Annotated in this window: 14 protein-coding genes and 4 pseudogenes; 16 read left to right on the top strand and 2 right to left on the bottom strand. The window is 63.2% G+C overall.

All coding sequences use genetic code 11. The features are described 5' to 3' along the window. Window positions 1–27: 27 nt before the first annotated feature. From H976_RS25270 to H976_RS29440, 9 genes and pseudogenes are all read left to right on the top strand, one after another. A pseudogene (locus H976_RS25270) lies at window positions 28–777 on the top strand (CoA transferase subunit A); the annotation flags it as partial. A 193-nt stretch (window positions 778–970) separates the two neighbouring features. Next, window positions 971–1,597 carry a CoA transferase subunit B gene (locus tag H976_RS0108310; protein ID WP_027861162.1) on the top strand — a complete coding sequence of 209 codons (627 nt, stop codon included), beginning with the start codon at window positions 971–973 and terminating at the stop codon, window positions 1,595–1,597. A gap of 265 nt (window positions 1,598–1,862) precedes the next feature. Then, window positions 1,863–2,000: a hypothetical protein gene (locus H976_RS29900; protein WP_155918089.1), complete on the top strand. Its 138-nt coding sequence runs from the start codon at window positions 1,863–1,865 to the stop codon at window positions 1,998–2,000. Beyond that, complete coding sequence (locus H976_RS29895) at window positions 1,979–2,404, top strand: hypothetical protein (RefSeq protein ID WP_155918087.1); 426 nt, start codon at window positions 1,979–1,981, stop codon at window positions 2,402–2,404. Before H976_RS29900 ends, H976_RS29895 begins: the two co-directional genes overlap by 22 nt. A gap of 398 nt (window positions 2,405–2,802) precedes the next feature. Continuing rightward, on the top strand, window positions 2,803–3,846 hold the full coding sequence (locus H976_RS0108300) for an NADPH:quinone reductase (RefSeq protein ID WP_196804010.1): 1,044 nt from the start codon (window positions 2,803–2,805) through the stop codon (window positions 3,844–3,846). Window positions 3,847–3,952: 106 nt separating this feature from the next. Continuing rightward, window positions 3,953–5,134, top strand: a complete 1,182-nt coding sequence (locus H976_RS0108295; RefSeq protein ID WP_027861160.1) for a flavin reductase — start codon at window positions 3,953–3,955, stop codon at window positions 5,132–5,134. Between the two features lie 372 nt (window positions 5,135–5,506). Then, window positions 5,507–7,357: a helix-turn-helix domain-containing protein gene (locus H976_RS0108290; protein ID WP_081682762.1), complete on the top strand. Its 1,851-nt coding sequence runs from the start codon at window positions 5,507–5,509 to the stop codon at window positions 7,355–7,357. Between the two features lie 249 nt (window positions 7,358–7,606). Then, window positions 7,607–7,736 (top strand): annotated as a pseudogene (locus H976_RS29890) (transposase); the annotation flags it as partial. Window positions 7,737–8,020: 284 nt separating this feature from the next. Continuing rightward, window positions 8,021–8,830 (top strand): 3-keto-5-aminohexanoate cleavage protein, encoded by an 810-nt coding sequence (locus H976_RS29440; protein ID WP_081682761.1) that lies wholly within the window; start codon window positions 8,021–8,023, stop codon window positions 8,828–8,830. 209 nt (window positions 8,831–9,039) lie between these two features. On the opposite strand, the pseudogene H976_RS29435 reads toward H976_RS29440, so the two are convergent. Continuing rightward, a pseudogene (locus tag H976_RS29435) lies at window positions 9,040–9,265 on the bottom strand (IS3 family transposase); the annotation flags it as partial. Window positions 9,266–9,912: 647 nt separating this feature from the next. On the opposite strand from H976_RS29435, the gene H976_RS25265 reads away from it, so the two are divergent. From H976_RS25265 to H976_RS0108260, 5 genes are all read left to right on the top strand, one after another. Then, on the top strand, window positions 9,913–11,193 hold the full coding sequence (locus H976_RS25265) for an LLM class flavin-dependent oxidoreductase (protein WP_081682760.1): 1,281 nt from the start codon (window positions 9,913–9,915) through the stop codon (window positions 11,191–11,193). Window positions 11,194–11,567: 374 nt separating this feature from the next. Beyond that, on the top strand, window positions 11,568–12,092 hold the full coding sequence (locus H976_RS29430) for a carboxymuconolactone decarboxylase family protein (RefSeq protein WP_231388835.1): 525 nt from the start codon (window positions 11,568–11,570) through the stop codon (window positions 12,090–12,092). Window positions 12,093–12,446: 354 nt separating this feature from the next. Continuing rightward, entirely contained in the window at window positions 12,447–13,358 is a 912-nt protein-coding gene (locus H976_RS0108270) for a sugar ABC transporter substrate-binding protein (RefSeq protein WP_027861158.1), read from the top strand. A gap of 149 nt (window positions 13,359–13,507) precedes the next feature. Next, window positions 13,508–15,046: a sugar ABC transporter ATP-binding protein gene (locus H976_RS0108265; protein WP_027861157.1), complete on the top strand. Its 1,539-nt coding sequence runs from the start codon at window positions 13,508–13,510 to the stop codon at window positions 15,044–15,046. A gap of 115 nt (window positions 15,047–15,161) precedes the next feature. Next, window positions 15,162–16,106, top strand: coding sequence for an ABC transporter permease (locus tag H976_RS0108260; protein WP_036225415.1), 945 nt, complete (start codon window positions 15,162–15,164; stop codon window positions 16,104–16,106). Window positions 16,107–16,142: 36 nt separating this feature from the next. Here the strand turns inward: H976_RS0108260 and H976_RS31110 are convergent. Next, window positions 16,143–16,358: pseudogene (locus tag H976_RS31110) on the bottom strand (ISAzo13 family transposase); the annotation flags it as partial. Between the two features lie 271 nt (window positions 16,359–16,629). Between H976_RS31110 and H976_RS29885 the strand changes: the two are divergent. Next, window positions 16,630–16,800 carry a hypothetical protein gene (locus tag H976_RS29885; protein ID WP_155918085.1) on the top strand — a complete coding sequence of 57 codons (171 nt, stop codon included), beginning with the start codon at window positions 16,630–16,632 and terminating at the stop codon, window positions 16,798–16,800. Window positions 16,801–16,904: 104 nt separating this feature from the next. Continuing rightward, a partial coding sequence (locus H976_RS31105) for a hypothetical protein (RefSeq protein WP_369759016.1) occupies window positions 16,905–17,073 on the top strand: 169 nt, incomplete at its 3' end.

The raw sequence follows: 17,073 nt of genomic DNA, 5'->3' as shown, positions 1-17,073 counted from the left end.
TGGGCCAACGAAGAGGGGAACGAGCCAGTGGACAAGGTGGTGGCGTCGGCGGCCGAGGCGGTCGCCGACATCGCGGATGGCGCGACGCTGTCGGTCGGTGGTTTCGGGTTGTGCGGGATCCCGTCGGTGCTGATCGAGGCGCTCCTGGAGGCCGGGAGGACCGACCTCGAGGCGGTCTCGAACAATTGCGGTGTCGACGAGTGGGGTCTGGGCCGGTTGCTGGCCGAGAAGCGGTTGCGGCGGATGGTGGCGTCGTACGTCGGGGAGAACAAGGAGTTCGCCCGGCAGTACCTCTCCGGTGAGCTCGAGGTCGAGCTGACTCCGCAGGGGACCCTGGCCGAGCGGATGCGCGCCGGTGGGTCGGGGATCGCGGCGTTCTTCACTGCGACCGGCGGCGGCACGCAGGTGGCCGAGGGCGGCCTGCCGTGGAGGTACGACGCGAACGGTGAGGTGATCGTGTCCTCCCCGCCGAAGGAGACTCGTGACTTCGGGGGGCGGGAGTACGTGCTCGAGGAGGCGATCATCGCCGACTTCGGACTGGTGCGGGCCTGGAAGGGCGACCGGCACGGCAACCTCGTCTACCGGGAGTCGGCACGCAACTTCAACCCGCTGGCCGCGATGTGCGGGCGGGTGTCGATCGCCGAGGTCGAGCACCTCGTCGAGCCCGGTGAGATCAAGCCGGAGGACGTGCACACCCCGGGTGTCTTCGTACAGCGGGTGGTGGCCCTGACCCCGGAGCAGGCAGCCGACAAGCGCATCGAGAAGAGGACCACGCGTCTACACCAAACTTCCCAGACTGCCGTGGCGGCACCTGACCCTCGCTCTCCCAGCCACTCGGTGCCGCCACGGCCACCAGCCGAGAATAGGGCCGATATCCCGCTGAGCGACGCGGGTCTTGAAGACGTGATGTTCCACATGAGCCCAGAGGACTGGCGAGCGGCAATGTTCAGCACGGTGGAGACGTGGAACGATGAGTTGGACGCGTGAGGAGATGGCCGCACGCGCGGCCAGCGAGCTGACCGACGGGTCGTATGTGAACCTCGGCATCGGGTTGCCGACGCTGGTGCCGAACTACGTCGACGACGACGTCGAGCTGGTGCTGCAGAGCGAGAACGGCATCCTCGGGGTCGGCGCCTACCCCTACGAGGGCGATGAGGACCCTGACCTGATCAACGCCGGCAAGGAGACCGTCACGCTGCGCAAGGGGGCGTCGTTCTTCGACTCCGCGACCAGCTTCGGGATGATCCGGGGCGGCAAGATCGATGCCGCGATCCTCGGCGCGATGCAGGTCTCCGCGGCCGGCGACATCGCCAACTGGATGATCCCCGGGAAGATGGTCAAGGGCATGGGCGGCGCGATGGACCTGGTCCACGGCGCCAAGCGGGTGATCGTGCTGATGGAGCACAACGCCAAGGACGGCTCCTACAAGATCGTCAACGAGTGCTCGCTGCCCTACACCGGCCGGGCCGTCGTGCAGCGCATCATCACCGACCTGTGCGTCCTCGACGTCACCGACGACGGGTTGAAGCTGGTCGAGCTCGCCCCCGGTGTCACCGAAGACGAGGTCCACGACAAGTCCGAACCTTCGATCCGATGAGCGTCGGATTCATGCAACGTGGAGACGGAAGACGCTTCTTCTCGACTGCTCAGTACTACAGGCCCGTGACCCTGGCTCGGGATGGCGCATACTTCGAACCCACCTCGGTGGTGCACGCGAAGGAGATGGGAACTCCTTTGACCGCCTGTGGACTGAGGGCTGACAGTTGGTTCAAGTTCTGGGACGAGCCCTTCGACACGAACAGCCACGAGAAATGCCTGGACTGTATGAAGCGGCTTGACGAACTGAGGCGGGATGATCGGTCATGAGCGAACGGCTCTGCGAGACCGAACATCTCACCGACATCCAGACCGAGGTCCTCGGCGCCGTGCGCCAACTCGTCGAGAAGGAGATCATTTCGAACAGCTCCAGGAGGATGCGATGCCCGGTTTGGCTGAACTGAGAAATCTGACACGGATCATGTCCGTGCCACACGGGTTCACCTTGAGCATCGGCGGCACGCTCGCGGGTTGTATCGGCCAACGGGGCTACCCCGGGCTGTGGTCGGTCTGGGCATTTGTTGCCGGTGCGGGAATCGCCTTCGTATCTCTCGCCGTCGCATCAAGCGGTGCGGCCAGCAAGGGAGTAACTGATCCGACCCTGCCGTACGGCGCAGCTGTGCTGAACCTTGTTCCGGTGATACTCGTCCCGATCGGCGTATGGGTTGGAACCTCGATAGATGCAGACTTCTGGAGTTTCGCGGCCAGTGGTCTCGTCTGCGCAGGTAGCTATCTCATCGCGCTCACGATCTGGGTCGAGATCGCGACTCCCGCGGCGTCGCCGTCAGACCCAGAGCTTGGCGCGTAGCACGGCCAACCATGTTTCCTTCGAAGCCGGACGAGCGTGGCCCGGACACTAGGACCAAGTTGTCCGGAAACTGTCGCGGCAGCCGCCCACACCGTCCTGCGTATGCGATCCGCGCGCTCGATGTTGCGCATCTGGTGGCCGAGCCGCGTCACATCCTCGGTGAGCCGCGGATCCATCCGGTATCCGCGACGGCACCCTAGCCACCAGCGCCGACGTTGGCAAAAGCGGAATCCGAGCCAGTCTTACCAGGGGTTCTGTCACCATAGACAACGCAAGCGCAAATGGTTGGCCAGTCCAACATTGTGCGGGACCTTTTGGCCAGCGTAAAACATTGATGCGCGACAAACCGATCGCGTCGATCATGTCCTCCACTTGTTACGCGAAAGGACCGCGGCCCCGTGACCTCCTCACCTTCAGGACTGCCGACCACCATGCTCGCCGCCCGCTACCCGACTAGTGGGCCGGACGCCGGCACGATCCGCCTCGAGACGGTGCCTTGCCCCGAGCCCGGAGTTGGCGAGGTGCTCGTTGCGGTCGTGGTGTCGGGCGTCAACCCCACCGACTGGAAGTCGCGCTCGGGCGGGGCGATTGCTGGCGGCGCTGACATCCCGTGGGTGATTCCAAACCAGGATGGGGCGGGGGTCATCGTCGCCGTAGGTGACGGCGTGCCGGCCGATCGTGTCGGTGAGCGCGTGTGGATGTGGGAGGCGCAGTGGCAGCGCGCCAGTGGGACGGCCGCGGAGTACATCGCTCTGCCGTCCACGCACGCCGTGCCGCTGCCTGACCACGCAGGGTTCGATCTCGGCGCCGGGCTCGGCATCCCCGCGATGACCGCACACCATTGCCTGTTCGCCGATGGCCGGCTGGGCTCGGGCGACCAGGTGCTCGTGCAGGGCGGCGCGGGCGCCGTCGGACACGCGGCCATCGAGCTCGCGGTGCATGCCGGCGCGCGAGTCGCCGCGACTGTCAGCGGGCCCGAGAAGGCGGCTTTGGCTAAGGCTGCTGGCGCTGAGCTGGTGGTGGACTACCGCACCGAGGACGTCGCGGCTACGGTGCGCGCCTGGGCGCCTGACGGCGTGGCCCGCATCATCGAGGTGGACCTTGCCCGCAATATCGAGGACGACGCCAAGGTAATCGCCGATGGTGGCGTGATCGTCGTTTACGCCCGGACCTTCGACGCTGTGACGCCGCCGCCGGCGCTGATGGCATCCAACGCCTCGATCGCCTTCATGCTGATCTACAAGATCCCCCAGACGGCCAAGTTTGCGGCGCTGGAGGGCGTGGTCGCGGCGCTCGCTGAGGGTGCGCTCACAGAGCTGCCGAGCACACGCTTCACGCTCGCGGACGCGGGATCTGCGCACGACGCAGTGGAGGGCAGCGTGGTCGGCAAAGTCCTCATCGACGTGGCGCCCCCGACCGAAGTGCCGGACTCCCAGGACTGACCCATCGTGCATGCGCCGTGGCGGATCTCATCGAGCTCAGCGCTCACTTGGGAGGCATCTGCACGAAGACGCAGCGATTGCTGCCTGCCGGCACCAGGAGACGAACATGACTGAGCCCAAGTCAGGACCGATCGACAGTTCAGTGTTCCGCGAAGTCTTAGGGCAATATCCGACTGGCGTCAGTGTGGTGACAGCCGCGCAACCCGAGGGCAAGGCGGTTGGCCTTGCGGTCGGGTCGTTCACGTCTGTCTCTCTCGATCCACCGCTCGTCGCGTTCATCGTGGACCGGGCATCCTCCACTTGGCCGAAGATTCAAGCGACTGGGGCCTTCTGCGCAAACGTTCTGGGAGCGGACCAAGAGCACATCTGTCGAGTGTTCGCGTCCAAGGCTGCCGACAAGTTTGCCGACCTGGAGTGGTCCCGTGCCGAGTCGGGGTCGCCGATCCTAGACGGTGCGGTTGCGTGGATCGATTGCGAAGTACAGACGGTGCACGAGGCCGGGGACCACTTCATCGTGATCGGCGAGGTTTTGAATCTGGAGGCAGTCGGTCCGAAGCTGCCGTTGCTGTTCTTCCGGGGTGGGTATGGCAGTTTCTCGCCATCTTCGTCTATCGCGGTGGAGGAGGATCTTCTCGAACAGCTGCGTTTGGTCGACCCGATCCGGCCGGCAATGGAGGCCATCGCCTCGGATCTGGACGTCGAGTGCAACGGTGCGGTTCTCGTTGGGGATGAGTTCATCCACATCGCGCGAGCCGGCCGCTCAGTGGAGGGTGTTCCCACGCGCGTTGGGCGCCGACTTCCTTTCCGCCCCCCGATTGGGTTTACGTTCGCCAGCTGGGGCTCACCCGCCACCGTCGAACGTTGGCTCTGCCGACTCGGGCTGGCAGATGACCCCGACGAACGGCGATCCTGGGAGCGAGTCCTCGCCCGCGTCCGGCAACGAGGGTACTCGGTTGGTCTGGGCAAAGAGAGTCACGAGGCCCTATGGGCACGGCTCACGTCGGTTCCGACCAGGGCCGGGTACGGTCCGGACCCTGACACGGAGCGGATGGTGCACGCGCTCCTAGCGGGCTACGATCAGCGCGATCTGGCGCCGGGAACTGACTATGACGTGCGTACGATCGCCGCCCCAGTCTTCGGGCCCGAAGGTCATGCGGTGGTCCAGCTAACTCTTTACGGGCTTCCTCCAAAGTGCAGTGCGGATAGGATCGAGCATTTTGCCAAGCGTCTATTGGCTGGCGCCGAGGATGCGAGCCTGGCCTTGGCGGCGCGCGACGCCATGGGCTGACGTCCCCTGTGGGGGTATCGGATCTCCCTATCCGGGTGAACCTCGCTGGCTCTGATCGTCGTCAGCACGGCGTTCGCCTCGAGGCTCCTGGACGGAGGCCGGCTCACGGCAACCCGTCCACCGGTTCGGGTGGTGGCGTCGAGTCCGCACCCCCAGACGGCCTCGCGGGTCGCGCTCTATTGTGCTCCCCCGTCAGCGTGCCGTCAGCCGCTGTGGAGCTCGCCACCAATACGAACTGGCACAGAGTTCGACGGCACTGTCGTGATCGCGCGCCCACTGTCGTCCGGCCGACCCAAGGCCTCTTGGCGAATCTGACAAGGCAACGCCTCGCCGTTGGTCCAAACACCAGGCCGAGGGTTGCTACAATGCCCCATGCCTTTGGCGGATCGAACAGCTGACGCAGACGATCGTCTCTCGATCTTTCGTGAAGTGCTGGACAGCCTGCTGGAGAACCGCCAACTCGAGCCGACACTCGAGTACATCTGTCAATCGCTATCCGAGTTCGCAGGCTTTGACTTCAGCGGCATTCTCATGCCCGAAGATGGCTGGCATCGCCTGTCGCTGGCCGCCTCGCACGCTTTCCCGCCGGGGTACATCGCAAGGCTCAACGAGGTCTTCGTCGTCCCGTTCACCGACGAGACAGTGGCCGGCTCCCCGACGAGTCGGGCCATCACCGGTAAGCGCACGGTCGTCATGACCGATGCGTTAGCGGTCGACGCCTATCCCCCGTCCAAGATGATGGCTCGCGAGTTCGGGTATCGCTCTGTCACGTCGGTGCCGCTTGTCGTGCAAGACGAGGTCCTCGGGGTTTTCAACGGGTACTCCGCTACTCGGCGCAGCTTCACCGCGGCGGAGCTTAACGCGATCGAGACAGTGGCGGGGGAGGCGGCACTGGCTCTTCGGATTGGGAACCTCGTCAAGGAAAAGGAGGAACGAATCGCCGCGCTAGCTGCGAGCAACGCAGCGTTACACCGTCATCGCACCGTTCTGGAGCGCGCGCACGAGATCCACCTGCGGCTCACCCACGCGGTGATCGCTGGTGCTGACTTCAATGCCGTTGCGCAGACCCTGGCCGGGCTGATCGGACGGTCGGTGGCTGTTGCCGACCAAGACGGGGCGTTCATCTGCATCTCCGACCCGCAGCCACCCGACGATGTACGGGCCCTGTTTGACAACGTTGCCGAACTACTCGTCTCAGATTCTTCCGCCGCTCAAACTGACGCGGTCATCGTCGGAGAGATCCGTATCAGCAGCGAGTTGCTCGGCTACGTGCTCGTAGAATCGGGATCGTTAGAATCCCGCGACCTCGACGTACGAGCGGTCGAGCACGCGGCGACCGTCCTGGCGCTTGAAACGGTCAAGGAGCGTGCCGCTCGCGCGACAGAGGAGCGACTGCGCTCGGACTTCCTCATTGATCTCCTCCGCGGTCGTGAGCCGCCAGGCCGTCTGGCCGAGCGGGCGCGCCACTACGGTCTGCGCCTTGACGAGGACCACCGGGTGGTGGTTATCGGGATCGACAACTGGCCGGAGTTCGAGCGCAAGGAGCACCTTTCTGAGCCGGCGGGTAGAGAACGTCGAGCCAAAGTGCTTCGGCTTATCGAGACCACGATCACTGAGCGCCTCCCCGGCACGGTCGCTAGTCAAGCTGGCGACAAGCTGACCGCGGCTGTCACCTGCCAACCCGACGCTCGCGACAAGCTGGCTAAGGCGATCGCGGAGGCTCGCCGACGGGTGGCGCGCTCTGCACAAGGCGTAACGTTCTCGGCGGGAATCGGCTCGATTGCGTCGAGCGCCGAGGAGTACGCAGTGTCTCACCAGGCCGCGGAACAGTGCGCGGACCTGCTGCATCGTCTAGGCCGCCGCGGCGACGCGATCGCCAAAGAAGACCTTGGGCTTCTCGGGCTGTTCGTCGACAACCAGCGCCCAGAGGAACTCCTGGTCGTGGCCGAGGGCATTCTCGGGCCGCTAAGACACCACGATCGCGACGCACGCGACGGCGGGCTGCTGGCGACGCTGGGGACCTACCTGGACACCGATTGCAATGTGCGTGAATCGGCCGAGCGTCTCTTCGTTCACGCAAACACCGTGAAGTACCGACTCAAGCGCGTCGAAGAGATCTGCGACCTGAACCTCCGAAGCCACGATGACCTGCTGAAGGTGACCATGGCGAGGATGATCTACAAGCTGCTTGGGCCGACCACGGCGCCACCCTCGCCTTCTTAGCCAGGCAGACCGACCGGTGTTGTGCGTACCGTGCCTTTCGTCCACGAGCGGCATGAACCCACGCAACTGTGGCCGTGTGCAAGCGACGTCCTCCCTGAGGTTGTCCCGTTCGCGCATGATGCTCCAAAGCCTGAGGGGCTGATCTTGAGCTGGGGCTAGCGCTCCAGATACATCGCGATTTCTGAGGCCCGAACTGATAGCGCTGGCGCAGCCAGAAATTCTTCTCCACCACTTCGGCCTGGGCGGCCGGGTATCAACGCTGTGGTGCTGACCGCGACCGGCCCCAATAGTGACGGGCACGGCGAGGTCCTCGGCCTGCGCGTGGCCACGGCTGAGACCGGGCCTGGTCTGGAACGAGTTCTTCGCCGACCTCTTCGCCGCGGCTTGATCTGGTTCGGCAGGGGTCAAGCCCGTTTAGCAGGTGTTTGCGCTGTTCATGGGACCGGGTGATACCGCCACGGGAGGGGCAGCTCCTCTATTTCATCAATGGCTGCGCGGTAGCACGCCGACAGTGTCCGCGTGCAGCGATCAGCTCAGCTGACAAAGCCTCGGGTCGGCTTGTTGTCGCTGTAGACATGGTGCCGCATGAGGCACCTGCGTAGCGTGCAGGCATGCAAACCCCGGGGAAAGCATTCGCCGGAAGTTGGACTGAAGGAGCTCCCCGTGCCAGTCATTATCACCGTTGCGACGACGGGACCGATCGCCTCAAAGGCTGACAACCCGAGCCTGCCCACAAGCCCGGAAGAGATCGCAGCCGCTGTATCGGAAGCACACGGTGAGGGTGCCGCTGTCGCGCACCTCCACTTTCGCGATGGCGAGGGCCGACCGACCGCCGACATAGCTACCGCGGAACGTACGGTTTCGCTGATCAAGGACGCCTGCCCGATTCTAGTCCAGATCTCGACGGGCGTCGGTTTAGGAGTGGCGTTCAGCGAGCGCGAGCGCTTGGTCGAACTACGGCCTCAAATGGCCACGTTGAACCCTTGCAGTATGAGTTTCGGAGACGGCGAGTTTCGCAATCCGCCTAACGACGTACGTCGGCTGGCGGGTCGCATGCAGGAACTCGGCGTAAAGCCCGAAATGGAGATTTATGACACGGGTCACCTTGATGCCTGTCTGCGCCTGATCGATGAGGGACTTATCACGGGCCGACCCCAGTTCAGCATCGTCCTCGGCGTCCAGGGTGGTGCTGCGGCTACTCCGGCAAATCTGTTGAATTTGGTGCAGCGACTTCCCGACAACGCAGTGTGGCAGGTGATCGCAATAGGAAGAGCCAACCTGCAGCTCACGGCCATCGGTCTCGCGCTTGGTGGAAACGCGCGCGCCGGCCTTGAGGACACTCTCTTCCTGCGACGGGGTGAACTCAGCCCCGGAAACGGAGCGTTGGTTCGCCGGGCAGTCGGGCTTGCACGGTCCCTCGATCTTGCAGTTGCAAACGTCGACGAGGCCGCCTCGCAACTAGGGCTGATCTAGTCCTCCAACGCGTTAGGTGGTTGAGGATGGCTGTCATCTGCAGCACGACTCGATCCCCGCCCCCCGGACCAGCCCGCTACCGCACGTCCCGCTTGTTGCTGAGGCTGGTCGCGCTTGGGTTATCGCCGTCGTCCCCCGACACCGCCGACCTGGCGGCCTCGTCCATCAGAGCGTCCGCGGCGTGCAATATCGAGCGATCCGGCGTCCTAGACGATCTCGCGCTTGGGGGTGGCGTTGATGGACTCCGCCAACGTGTTGTTGGCCGATGAGCCGACGATACCCATCGATTGGGTGACGCCGAGCTTTCTACACAGCCCGGCGTAGGCCCTCAGAGCAGTCGATCGACCCGTGGTCGCTGGGGCAGAGCGCGGCCTTGAGACTGCAGCGGTTCGCAGCAGCTGCGTTGAGCGCGTCCTCGACCAGTTCAGTGCGCAGCGGCCCTTCAGGTCCAGGCCGTCGAGCATCAACCCGCCATGCGAACGTCGGCCAGCGAGCGGGGCATCAGGGCCCGCAAGTGCTCCCCCCGGTGCGGTGACGAACTCCCTGCTGGATGAGGACTTCGAGCTCGAGCGCTCGGCATCGACGTCTTGGCCGGCAGGCTCAAGCGTGTGCGCGAAACTGCCGCGTCGCGACGCTCGGCCAGCATCTGCTCGAGCACGACCTCAGTCAATGGGTTGCGGGCAGCGAAGTGCGGGGTCGTTCCCCAGCGTCACCTCACCGCTGCCGTATGTGGCCCGCACCTGCCGGCGACGATCGACGCCAACGCGTCGACCGCCCAGCGTGCCCACCCCGCCTTGGTGCCAAGCCGCACCGTGCCCCGATCGGCGTGTGGAATGTGGAGAGAGACAACTGTGGCGAATGGCGCCGTGGCTCGACCTCGACGCTCGAGAAGCTCCCAGCAGGTTGGTAGATGCGGCACGCCAGGACGGACCGTTCGCTGTTTGGCAGATCGCTAACGGATCGGTCCGATCTTTGTTGCGGCTGCCATAGTGCCCGTGGGACCCAGAGGGCATTCTCATTCGAGGTAATCGAGCTCGGGTCGTTGGCCCGGCCACACTCGCTACGACACGCCAGGAGCCCCGATGGTTAAGCCGATCCTTCAGACGTATCCGGTACTTGCCGCTGCAAACGAGGCGGAGCGCCAGGCTCTTCGCCCTTTCGGACGTAACACAGACCGCTACAACGAGTGCGTTCACGGTCTCACCGACATCGTTAAGGCCGCAGACGAAATCGGCTTCTGGGGCGTCGGCGCCGTCGAGCACCACTTCCACTCGGAGGGCTATGAAGTCGGCCCCAACCCCGGGCTTCTGAACGCATACTGGGCAGCCGTGACCGAACGGATTCGCATCGGCCAGCTCGGGTTCACCATGAGCTCGCAGAACCCCATCCGGGTGGCCGAGGACACCGCAATGATCGATCACCTGACGAAGGGCCGCTCCTTCGTCGGGTTCTCCCGCGGCTACCAGTCCCGCTGGACCAACACGCTTGGCCAGCACGTCGGCAGCCGCGCAACGCTCTCACCTGACGGTAAGAGCGAGGCCGATCGCGAGGCGATGGGCGCCGAGATGCTCGCCCGACAGACTCGCGAGGATCGCGTGAACCGCGAGGTCTTCGAAGAGAACGTCGAGATCGTACAGAAGGCCTGGCTGGAGGACAGCATCGATCACAACTCCCCACGCTGGCAGATCCCGTTCCCCTATGACGAGGGCACCGAGTGGCTGATGAGCGACGTCACTTCCCGGCTGGGCGCTCCCGGGGAGATCGGCCCCGAAGGAACCGTGCGCCGCGTCAGCGTCTGCCCGTCCCCGTACACCAAGCCCAACCCGCCCGTGTTCGTCGCATCCAACGCGTCGCTCGAGACTGTGGAGTACTGCGGACGGCACGGGTTCATCCCCACCTACTTCTCCGGCATCGGCACGGCCGGAAAGTTCGGTCAGGCCTACGTCGACAACGCCGCCGCTGCCGGCTACGACTACGCGCTCGGCCAGAACCAGGCTCTTGTGCGATGGGTCCAGATCGCCGACACAACCGAAGAGGCGCGCCAGGCGGTCAGTGACTACGACGTCGAGATCTATCGCAACCTCTATAAGTCGCTCACCCCGATGATGAAGTACGACGAGTCCGATCCGGTGGGCTCGGTGCTTGCGTCGGGCTTGTGGATGGTCGGGACGCCCGACGAGGTGCGCAACCAGTTCGTCGAGCAGTGGTCGGAGCTGCCCGCCGAGTACATGGTGCTCATCACTCACTATGCGCAGGAGCCGTCTGAGAGTGTCATCCGCAACATGCGTCTGTTCATGGAGCACGTCAAGCCTGCGCTGGATGAACTGACCCCGTACGAGGCCGCCGAGACCGCGGCGGTGTGAACATGCACCGGTTCAAGCACGGTGACTCGGTCGTCCTTACACGCGCTCTGAGAAAGGCTTGCAGGATGGAGCCCAACGTCGTCCTGTGCCCGGGCCAGCAGCCCGTCAGCTTCCAACTGGGAACCCGTAGGCCGAGGTGGTCGAGATCGTCCGAGGCCTGGGGTCGCCCGCCGGTGACGGCGCAGTGGCCCTTCGAACTGAACGGCTGCCACCGTATGCATCCGCACATGTAAATCTGTAGAGATCCCAAGTGCCAACGTGCCGGGCAATACATGAAGCCCGGCAGTACTTTCCCCACAAGAAGAAAGGCAAATCGAATGCCGCGACTTAGGTTTATTGAAGAGGATGAGATCGGACCTCGACTGCGCGAACTCATGGAGCGTTCGGAGAAGACTGGCACACCCGACAGGCGAGTCGTATCCATCTTCGGCCGGTCGGAGGTGGGAACCGCTGTCATTGATGCATGGACCACGGTGTGCTTTGAGGGGTTGCTGCCAAATCGTCTTAAGGAGATTTGCCGGATCCGCATCTCGGAGGCGCATCACTGCGGCTATTGCTCGACAGTTCGGTCAAGAGTCGCACAGCAAGAGGGCCTCACGGAGAGCATGATTGCGGAATTGTGGGATGCCGACTCCAGCGATAAGTTTACGCCCCGCGAAAAGGCCGCTCTGCGATTCGCCACGAAATTCAAGGAATCGGATGACGCGATCGACGACGATGCAGTGATCGATGATCTGAGGGAGCATTTCACCGAAGAGGAGATCATCGAACTAGGGACAATGTGCGCTCTAACCGACGGTCTCGGAAAATTCACGAAAGCGATGAACGTGGTGACATGGGCAGAAGCCTGCGAGTTGAACCCCGCACTGCGTGAGCGGGGTCAGACCGCGGCCAGCTAGGTCCGTGGAACAGGACGGCACAGTCTGGTGAGCCAGGACAAACGAATGCTGATCGGCAGCTGACGACGTCGCCGGTGAGGTAGCGGCGCAGCGAGTCCAAAATGGGCATGTGGTCGCTGACGAACCGGCGCGATGGGCCAGTCGCTGCGAGACATGGTGCAGGGAATCAAATCGACGCAAAGAGAAGGACTGATTGGAATGTACGGTGCGAATGGAAAGCGCGGGGCAATTCGAGGGCGCTTGCGCGCGGCGATTGCTCTCGCAGCGTGCGGGTCGTTGGTCATGCTCGCGTCGGGGTGCGCGTCGTCAGACGGGTCGTCGAAGTCATCGTCTTCGGGGAACTATCGGGTTGGCGTGGTACTGAACACCTTCACGAACCCAGCGATCAAGAGCATCGGTGATGCGATTACGCAGTCGGCGAAGAGCAAATACCCGAAGTCTCAGTTTCAGGTCCAGGGGAGCGACAACCTTCAGGACCAGCTTGCTAAGGCTCAGACGATGATCGCATCGGGCGTTCAGGCGCTGGGGTTGGAGCCCTGGGACGCCGGTGGAATTACCCCCGTGTTGCAGCAGGCGAAGGCCGCCAAGATCCCAGTGTTCCTCATCGTGGACGACGTGCCTGGCGCCGTGGAGAAGGGTCTCGCCGCAGGCTACATCGGTGTCGATGAGACCGCGGGTGGCAAACTCGTGGGGCAGGCACTGAGTAAGGAGCTTGGAGGAAAAGGCGAGGTGGCGATCCTGGAGGGAGCCGCTGGCGATGCGGCTGCGAACCAGCGCACGGCCGGGTTCAAGTCTGGAATCCAGGGGACCGGTCTCGACCTGGTTGCGTCTGCTGACGCGGGTTGGGCTCGCGACAAGGGACTCGCAGTCGCGACCGACATCCTTACGGCTCACCCGGATCTCGATGCGATCTTCGCTGAAAACGACGAGATGGCGTTCGGGGCCGCTAGCGCCGCCAAGGCCGCCGGTAAGCAAGACCAGGTTGTGATCGCTGGATATAACGGCACGTGCACGGGCCTCCAGGCGACGTTGAAGGGCCAGTTTCAGATGGACGGAATCCTGTACCTGGACCTGGTCGGGACGAAGTTTGTCGACGACGCCGTGAAGACGATCGAGGGGGGCAAGGTGTCTCCGCGCAATTTGACGCCGTTCTCGGCGCTCACGACTCAGCAACTTCAAGACGTGCGGACCGGAAAGTTGACGAGCGTTCCGGGTGTGGCCGACCTCCGTCCTCGCCTTGAGACTGCTTGGAGTGGCAAGTGCTGACCCAAGGAAACATGATTCCCGGACGAATGGTCGTTCTAGGCGATGGACGAGTCATCGGTACGGGCCAAGGCGTCGTGCCAACCACCGTTGGCTGCGTGGACCACGACGCAAGCGCAACCCGTATGCTTTATGACTTCGTGTGAGCAACGATGCTGATACTCGAAACCAAGAATCTGGCGAAGACATTCTCTGCTACTAAGGCTTTGCAGGATGTTTCGTTCAAGCTCGAAAGCGGCGAGATACACGCCATTGTTGGCGAGAATGGTGCAGGAAAGAGCACTTTTGTCAAGGTTCTTAGTGGCTTGGTTCAACCCGACCAAGGTGAAGTCCGCGTCATGGGAGAGCCTGTCTCTCTTGGGCGTCCGGCGGACGCCGGCGCCCTCGGCATCTCTGTCATCCATCAGGAGCTCTCTCTCATACCGCATCTCACCGTTGCGCAGAACCTCGTGCTCGGCCAAGCGCCGACACGGCACGGAGTGCTCGGGCGTGTTTTGGGCACGGTCGCCCACGATGCGATGGTGCACCAAGCCAAGGATGCCCTCGCCTTAGTCGGTGCCGATATCGCGTGCGATCGGCTCGCGTCCTCCCTGTCTGCGTCCGAGATTCAGTTGGTGCTCATCGCTCGCGCGCTGCACCGTGAGATGAAGGTCCTCGTGCTCGACGAACCTACCTCGGCGCTCTCGCCTGGCGACCGCGAGGAACTGTTCGAGCGGCTTCGGCTGTTGCGTGAGAGGCAGGTGGGCATCATTTACATCTCCCATCACCTCGATGACGTGATGGAACTCGCCGATCGCATTTCAGTTTTCCGTAACGGAACTCTCGTCCGCACGATGCCGGTATCAGAGGTATCCATGGACGAGGTTATTGAGCTGATGCTGGCGAGATCATTGAGCGATATGTATCCGAAGATCCCATGTGAAGTTGGCGATCCTGCCCTCGAAGTTGAAGGCCTCGTAACGCCAACGTCGCCGCGCGGGATCGACCTCGTCGTCCGGCGCGGAGAAATCGTTGGGGTGACGGGGCTTGTCGGTGCAGGAAAGACCGAAATTGCGCGGGCGATTATTGGCGCCGGCCCAGGCTCGGTCGAATCGCTGCGGGTTAATGGACAACCCACGCGGATCCGCACGCCCGCTGAAGCAATCGCCGCGGGGATTGTGCTCGTGCCCGAAAACCGCGCAACGGAAGGGCTCATCCACCAACTGTCGGTTCGCGACAACATTGTCGTTCAAATGATGAGCGACCGCAGCACGAGACGGGGCCTCACACGCGGCCCGTTTATTGATTGGCGGCGTGTAACTAGTGCCGTCGCCAACCTAGTCACGAAGTTCGGCATTCGCGCCCATAGCCCGTCTCAAGTCGTCAGCGGCCTGAGCGGCGGAAACCAGCAAAAGGTCGTACTGGCGCGCGCGATCGCGACCAATCCAGCGGTTGTCATTCTGGATGAACCAACACGGGGTGTGGACGTCGGTAGCAAGGTCGACGTCTACCGGGCAATCGAAGCGTTGGCCAGCGAGGGCAGCGCAGTTCTGATGATCTCGGCGGAGTTCGACGAAATCGTGGGCATCTGCGATCGCGTACTGATCATGCGACGAGGACAAATCGTTAAGACCTACAGTCGCGAGGATGTTTCGCGCGAGCTTGTGCTTCGTCACGCCATTACCGCAAGTGAGGAAGAAATCTATGGTTAATGATGTCCAAGGCCAGAGCGCCAGCCCGCGAGCGCCACTGAGTCCGAACCAGTCAGCCGGCGCCAGTCCGGCGGCCGACCACGGCCAACACGACTCGCGGCGTCGCGTGTTTCGCATGGGATTGCGTGATGTCGTTCGTCAGAGTCAAGTGCGGCTGCTGCTCGGGCTCGTTGTGGTGTGGGTTGTGATGTCGGCCCTGTCGCCGAACTTCCTCACGACCTCGAACGTCCTCAATATCCTCCTTAACGCATCGCCGTTGATGATCCTCGCGGTGGGCGTGACTGTCACGCTGATTGCGGCCGAGATCGACTTGTCGATTGCGGCTCTCGAAGCGTTTACAGGAGCAGCGTTTGCCGTCCTGGCGGTGAAGGTTGGCCTGCCCTGGCCAGCTGCTGCAGCGATCGCCCTGCTCGGCGCGGCAGGCATCGGGCTGATGAACGGGCTCTTTGTCACGCGTGTCAAGATGCCATCGTTCGTGACCACGCTGGCGATGCTGTCGATACTGCAAGGGTTTGCCTTCGTCATTACGAAGGGGACCGCGGTGTACGGGTTTCCGAACAGCTTTAGCGCACTCGGCCAAGGCACCATCGCAGGAATCAATACGCCAATCATCCTTGCGGTGGTCGTTGTTGTGATCGTTTTTGCCTTGCTTCGGTCGACTCGGTTTGGGCTCGAAGTCTACGCGGTCGGCGGCAACGCAGACTCCGCGCGTCTGGCGGGTGTGAACGTCGAACGGGTAAAGCAGAAGGTGTTCATGCTGAGCTCGATTACTGCTGGGATAGCAGGTCTTGTTCTTGCGGCGCGGATCGGCGCCGGTTCGGGAAGTGTCGGGCAAACGGACCTTCTCGATGCGATCGCGGCGGTGGCAATCGGAGGCACCTCGCTCTTCGGCGGTCTCGGGACCCTGTCCGGGACTGTCATCGGCGTCCTGTTCATTGCCTCCATTCGCAACGGCCTCGTGCTCCTGAACGTGTCTGCGTTCTGGGCGCAGGTCGCAATCGGCGCCGTGATCCTCCTCGCTGTATTTCTCGACCACCTTACTAAGGGACGACTGCGCTGAGTACGGAGCGCGCGGTGACCACGACCCCCTGACTGGTCAACGGCGATCTCGCCAGATAGGCGTGAGATGCGAGAGCAACCAATGTTCGATCTTGTTCCATTTCGGTCTGCCAGCCGGGACCTGGCAGAGCGTGATTGCCAGCCCGTTTTCCGCGGCCAGCGCTGCCTGTTCGCTCGTCCACACTCGGCAGCGGTAGCTGGCGGAGCCGCCCGCCTCGACGACGATCAGCAGTCGCGAAACGTGCGGATCGCCGAGGCTGCCGCGTTGCGTCTACTAGTTGCGGATCGAGTCGACGGCGCGCATGGGCGCGTCGTGGTCGGCACCGAGGCTGATCCACCCGTTGTTGCGGGCGATTTCGTAGATCGGTGCAGGATGGCCAATTGCGCCACCCCGCGCGCCCTCCACAACCGCTCCCGGTTCTTCGGCGTCCGCGCTGAAATGCCGCTGACGCGTGGAGGCGCGGCTGCGCTGACTCGCTGCGTACGACCGAAAAGACAGCAATGGCTACAGGAAGGTGATAGCAGTGACTGATGATGAACCCGTCCGTGTGAAGGTTCGATTCACCGAACAGCAGGTAATCCTGCTGGGTAAGTTGCTCGACGAGGGACGATTTGGTGACACACATGCCGAAGTAGTGGCGCGTGTGTTTGACGAGTATCTGCGTTCGCGCGAAATGGAGCGAGGTTCAGCATGAGCATGGGCACGCCAGAAGAGGCTTACGGGCCGATTCGGGAAGACTTCATCGTCACGCCGATCTCAGGAAAGGCGTTTCCTGTCCGCAAGGGTGAGGTATATCGAATCGTTCAGACCGAGGGCGGCCAGTGCGTCGACCTCAACGCCTGGGCGCTCGCGGACCGGCGCGAGTTCATGGACACCAGCATCATGCGACGTCAGGGCATCCATACACCCAAGAATGGCTTCTTGGTGAGCAATTCGCCATACAACCGGCTCCTGATGAAAATCATCG

This window comes from Marmoricola sp. URHB0036, assembly GCF_000426045.1.
Lineage (GTDB): Bacteria > Actinomycetota > Actinomycetes > Propionibacteriales > Nocardioidaceae > Marmoricola.
The sequence above is the reverse complement of the archived record's forward strand: the minus strand, read 5'-3'. Positions and strand labels throughout refer to the sequence as shown.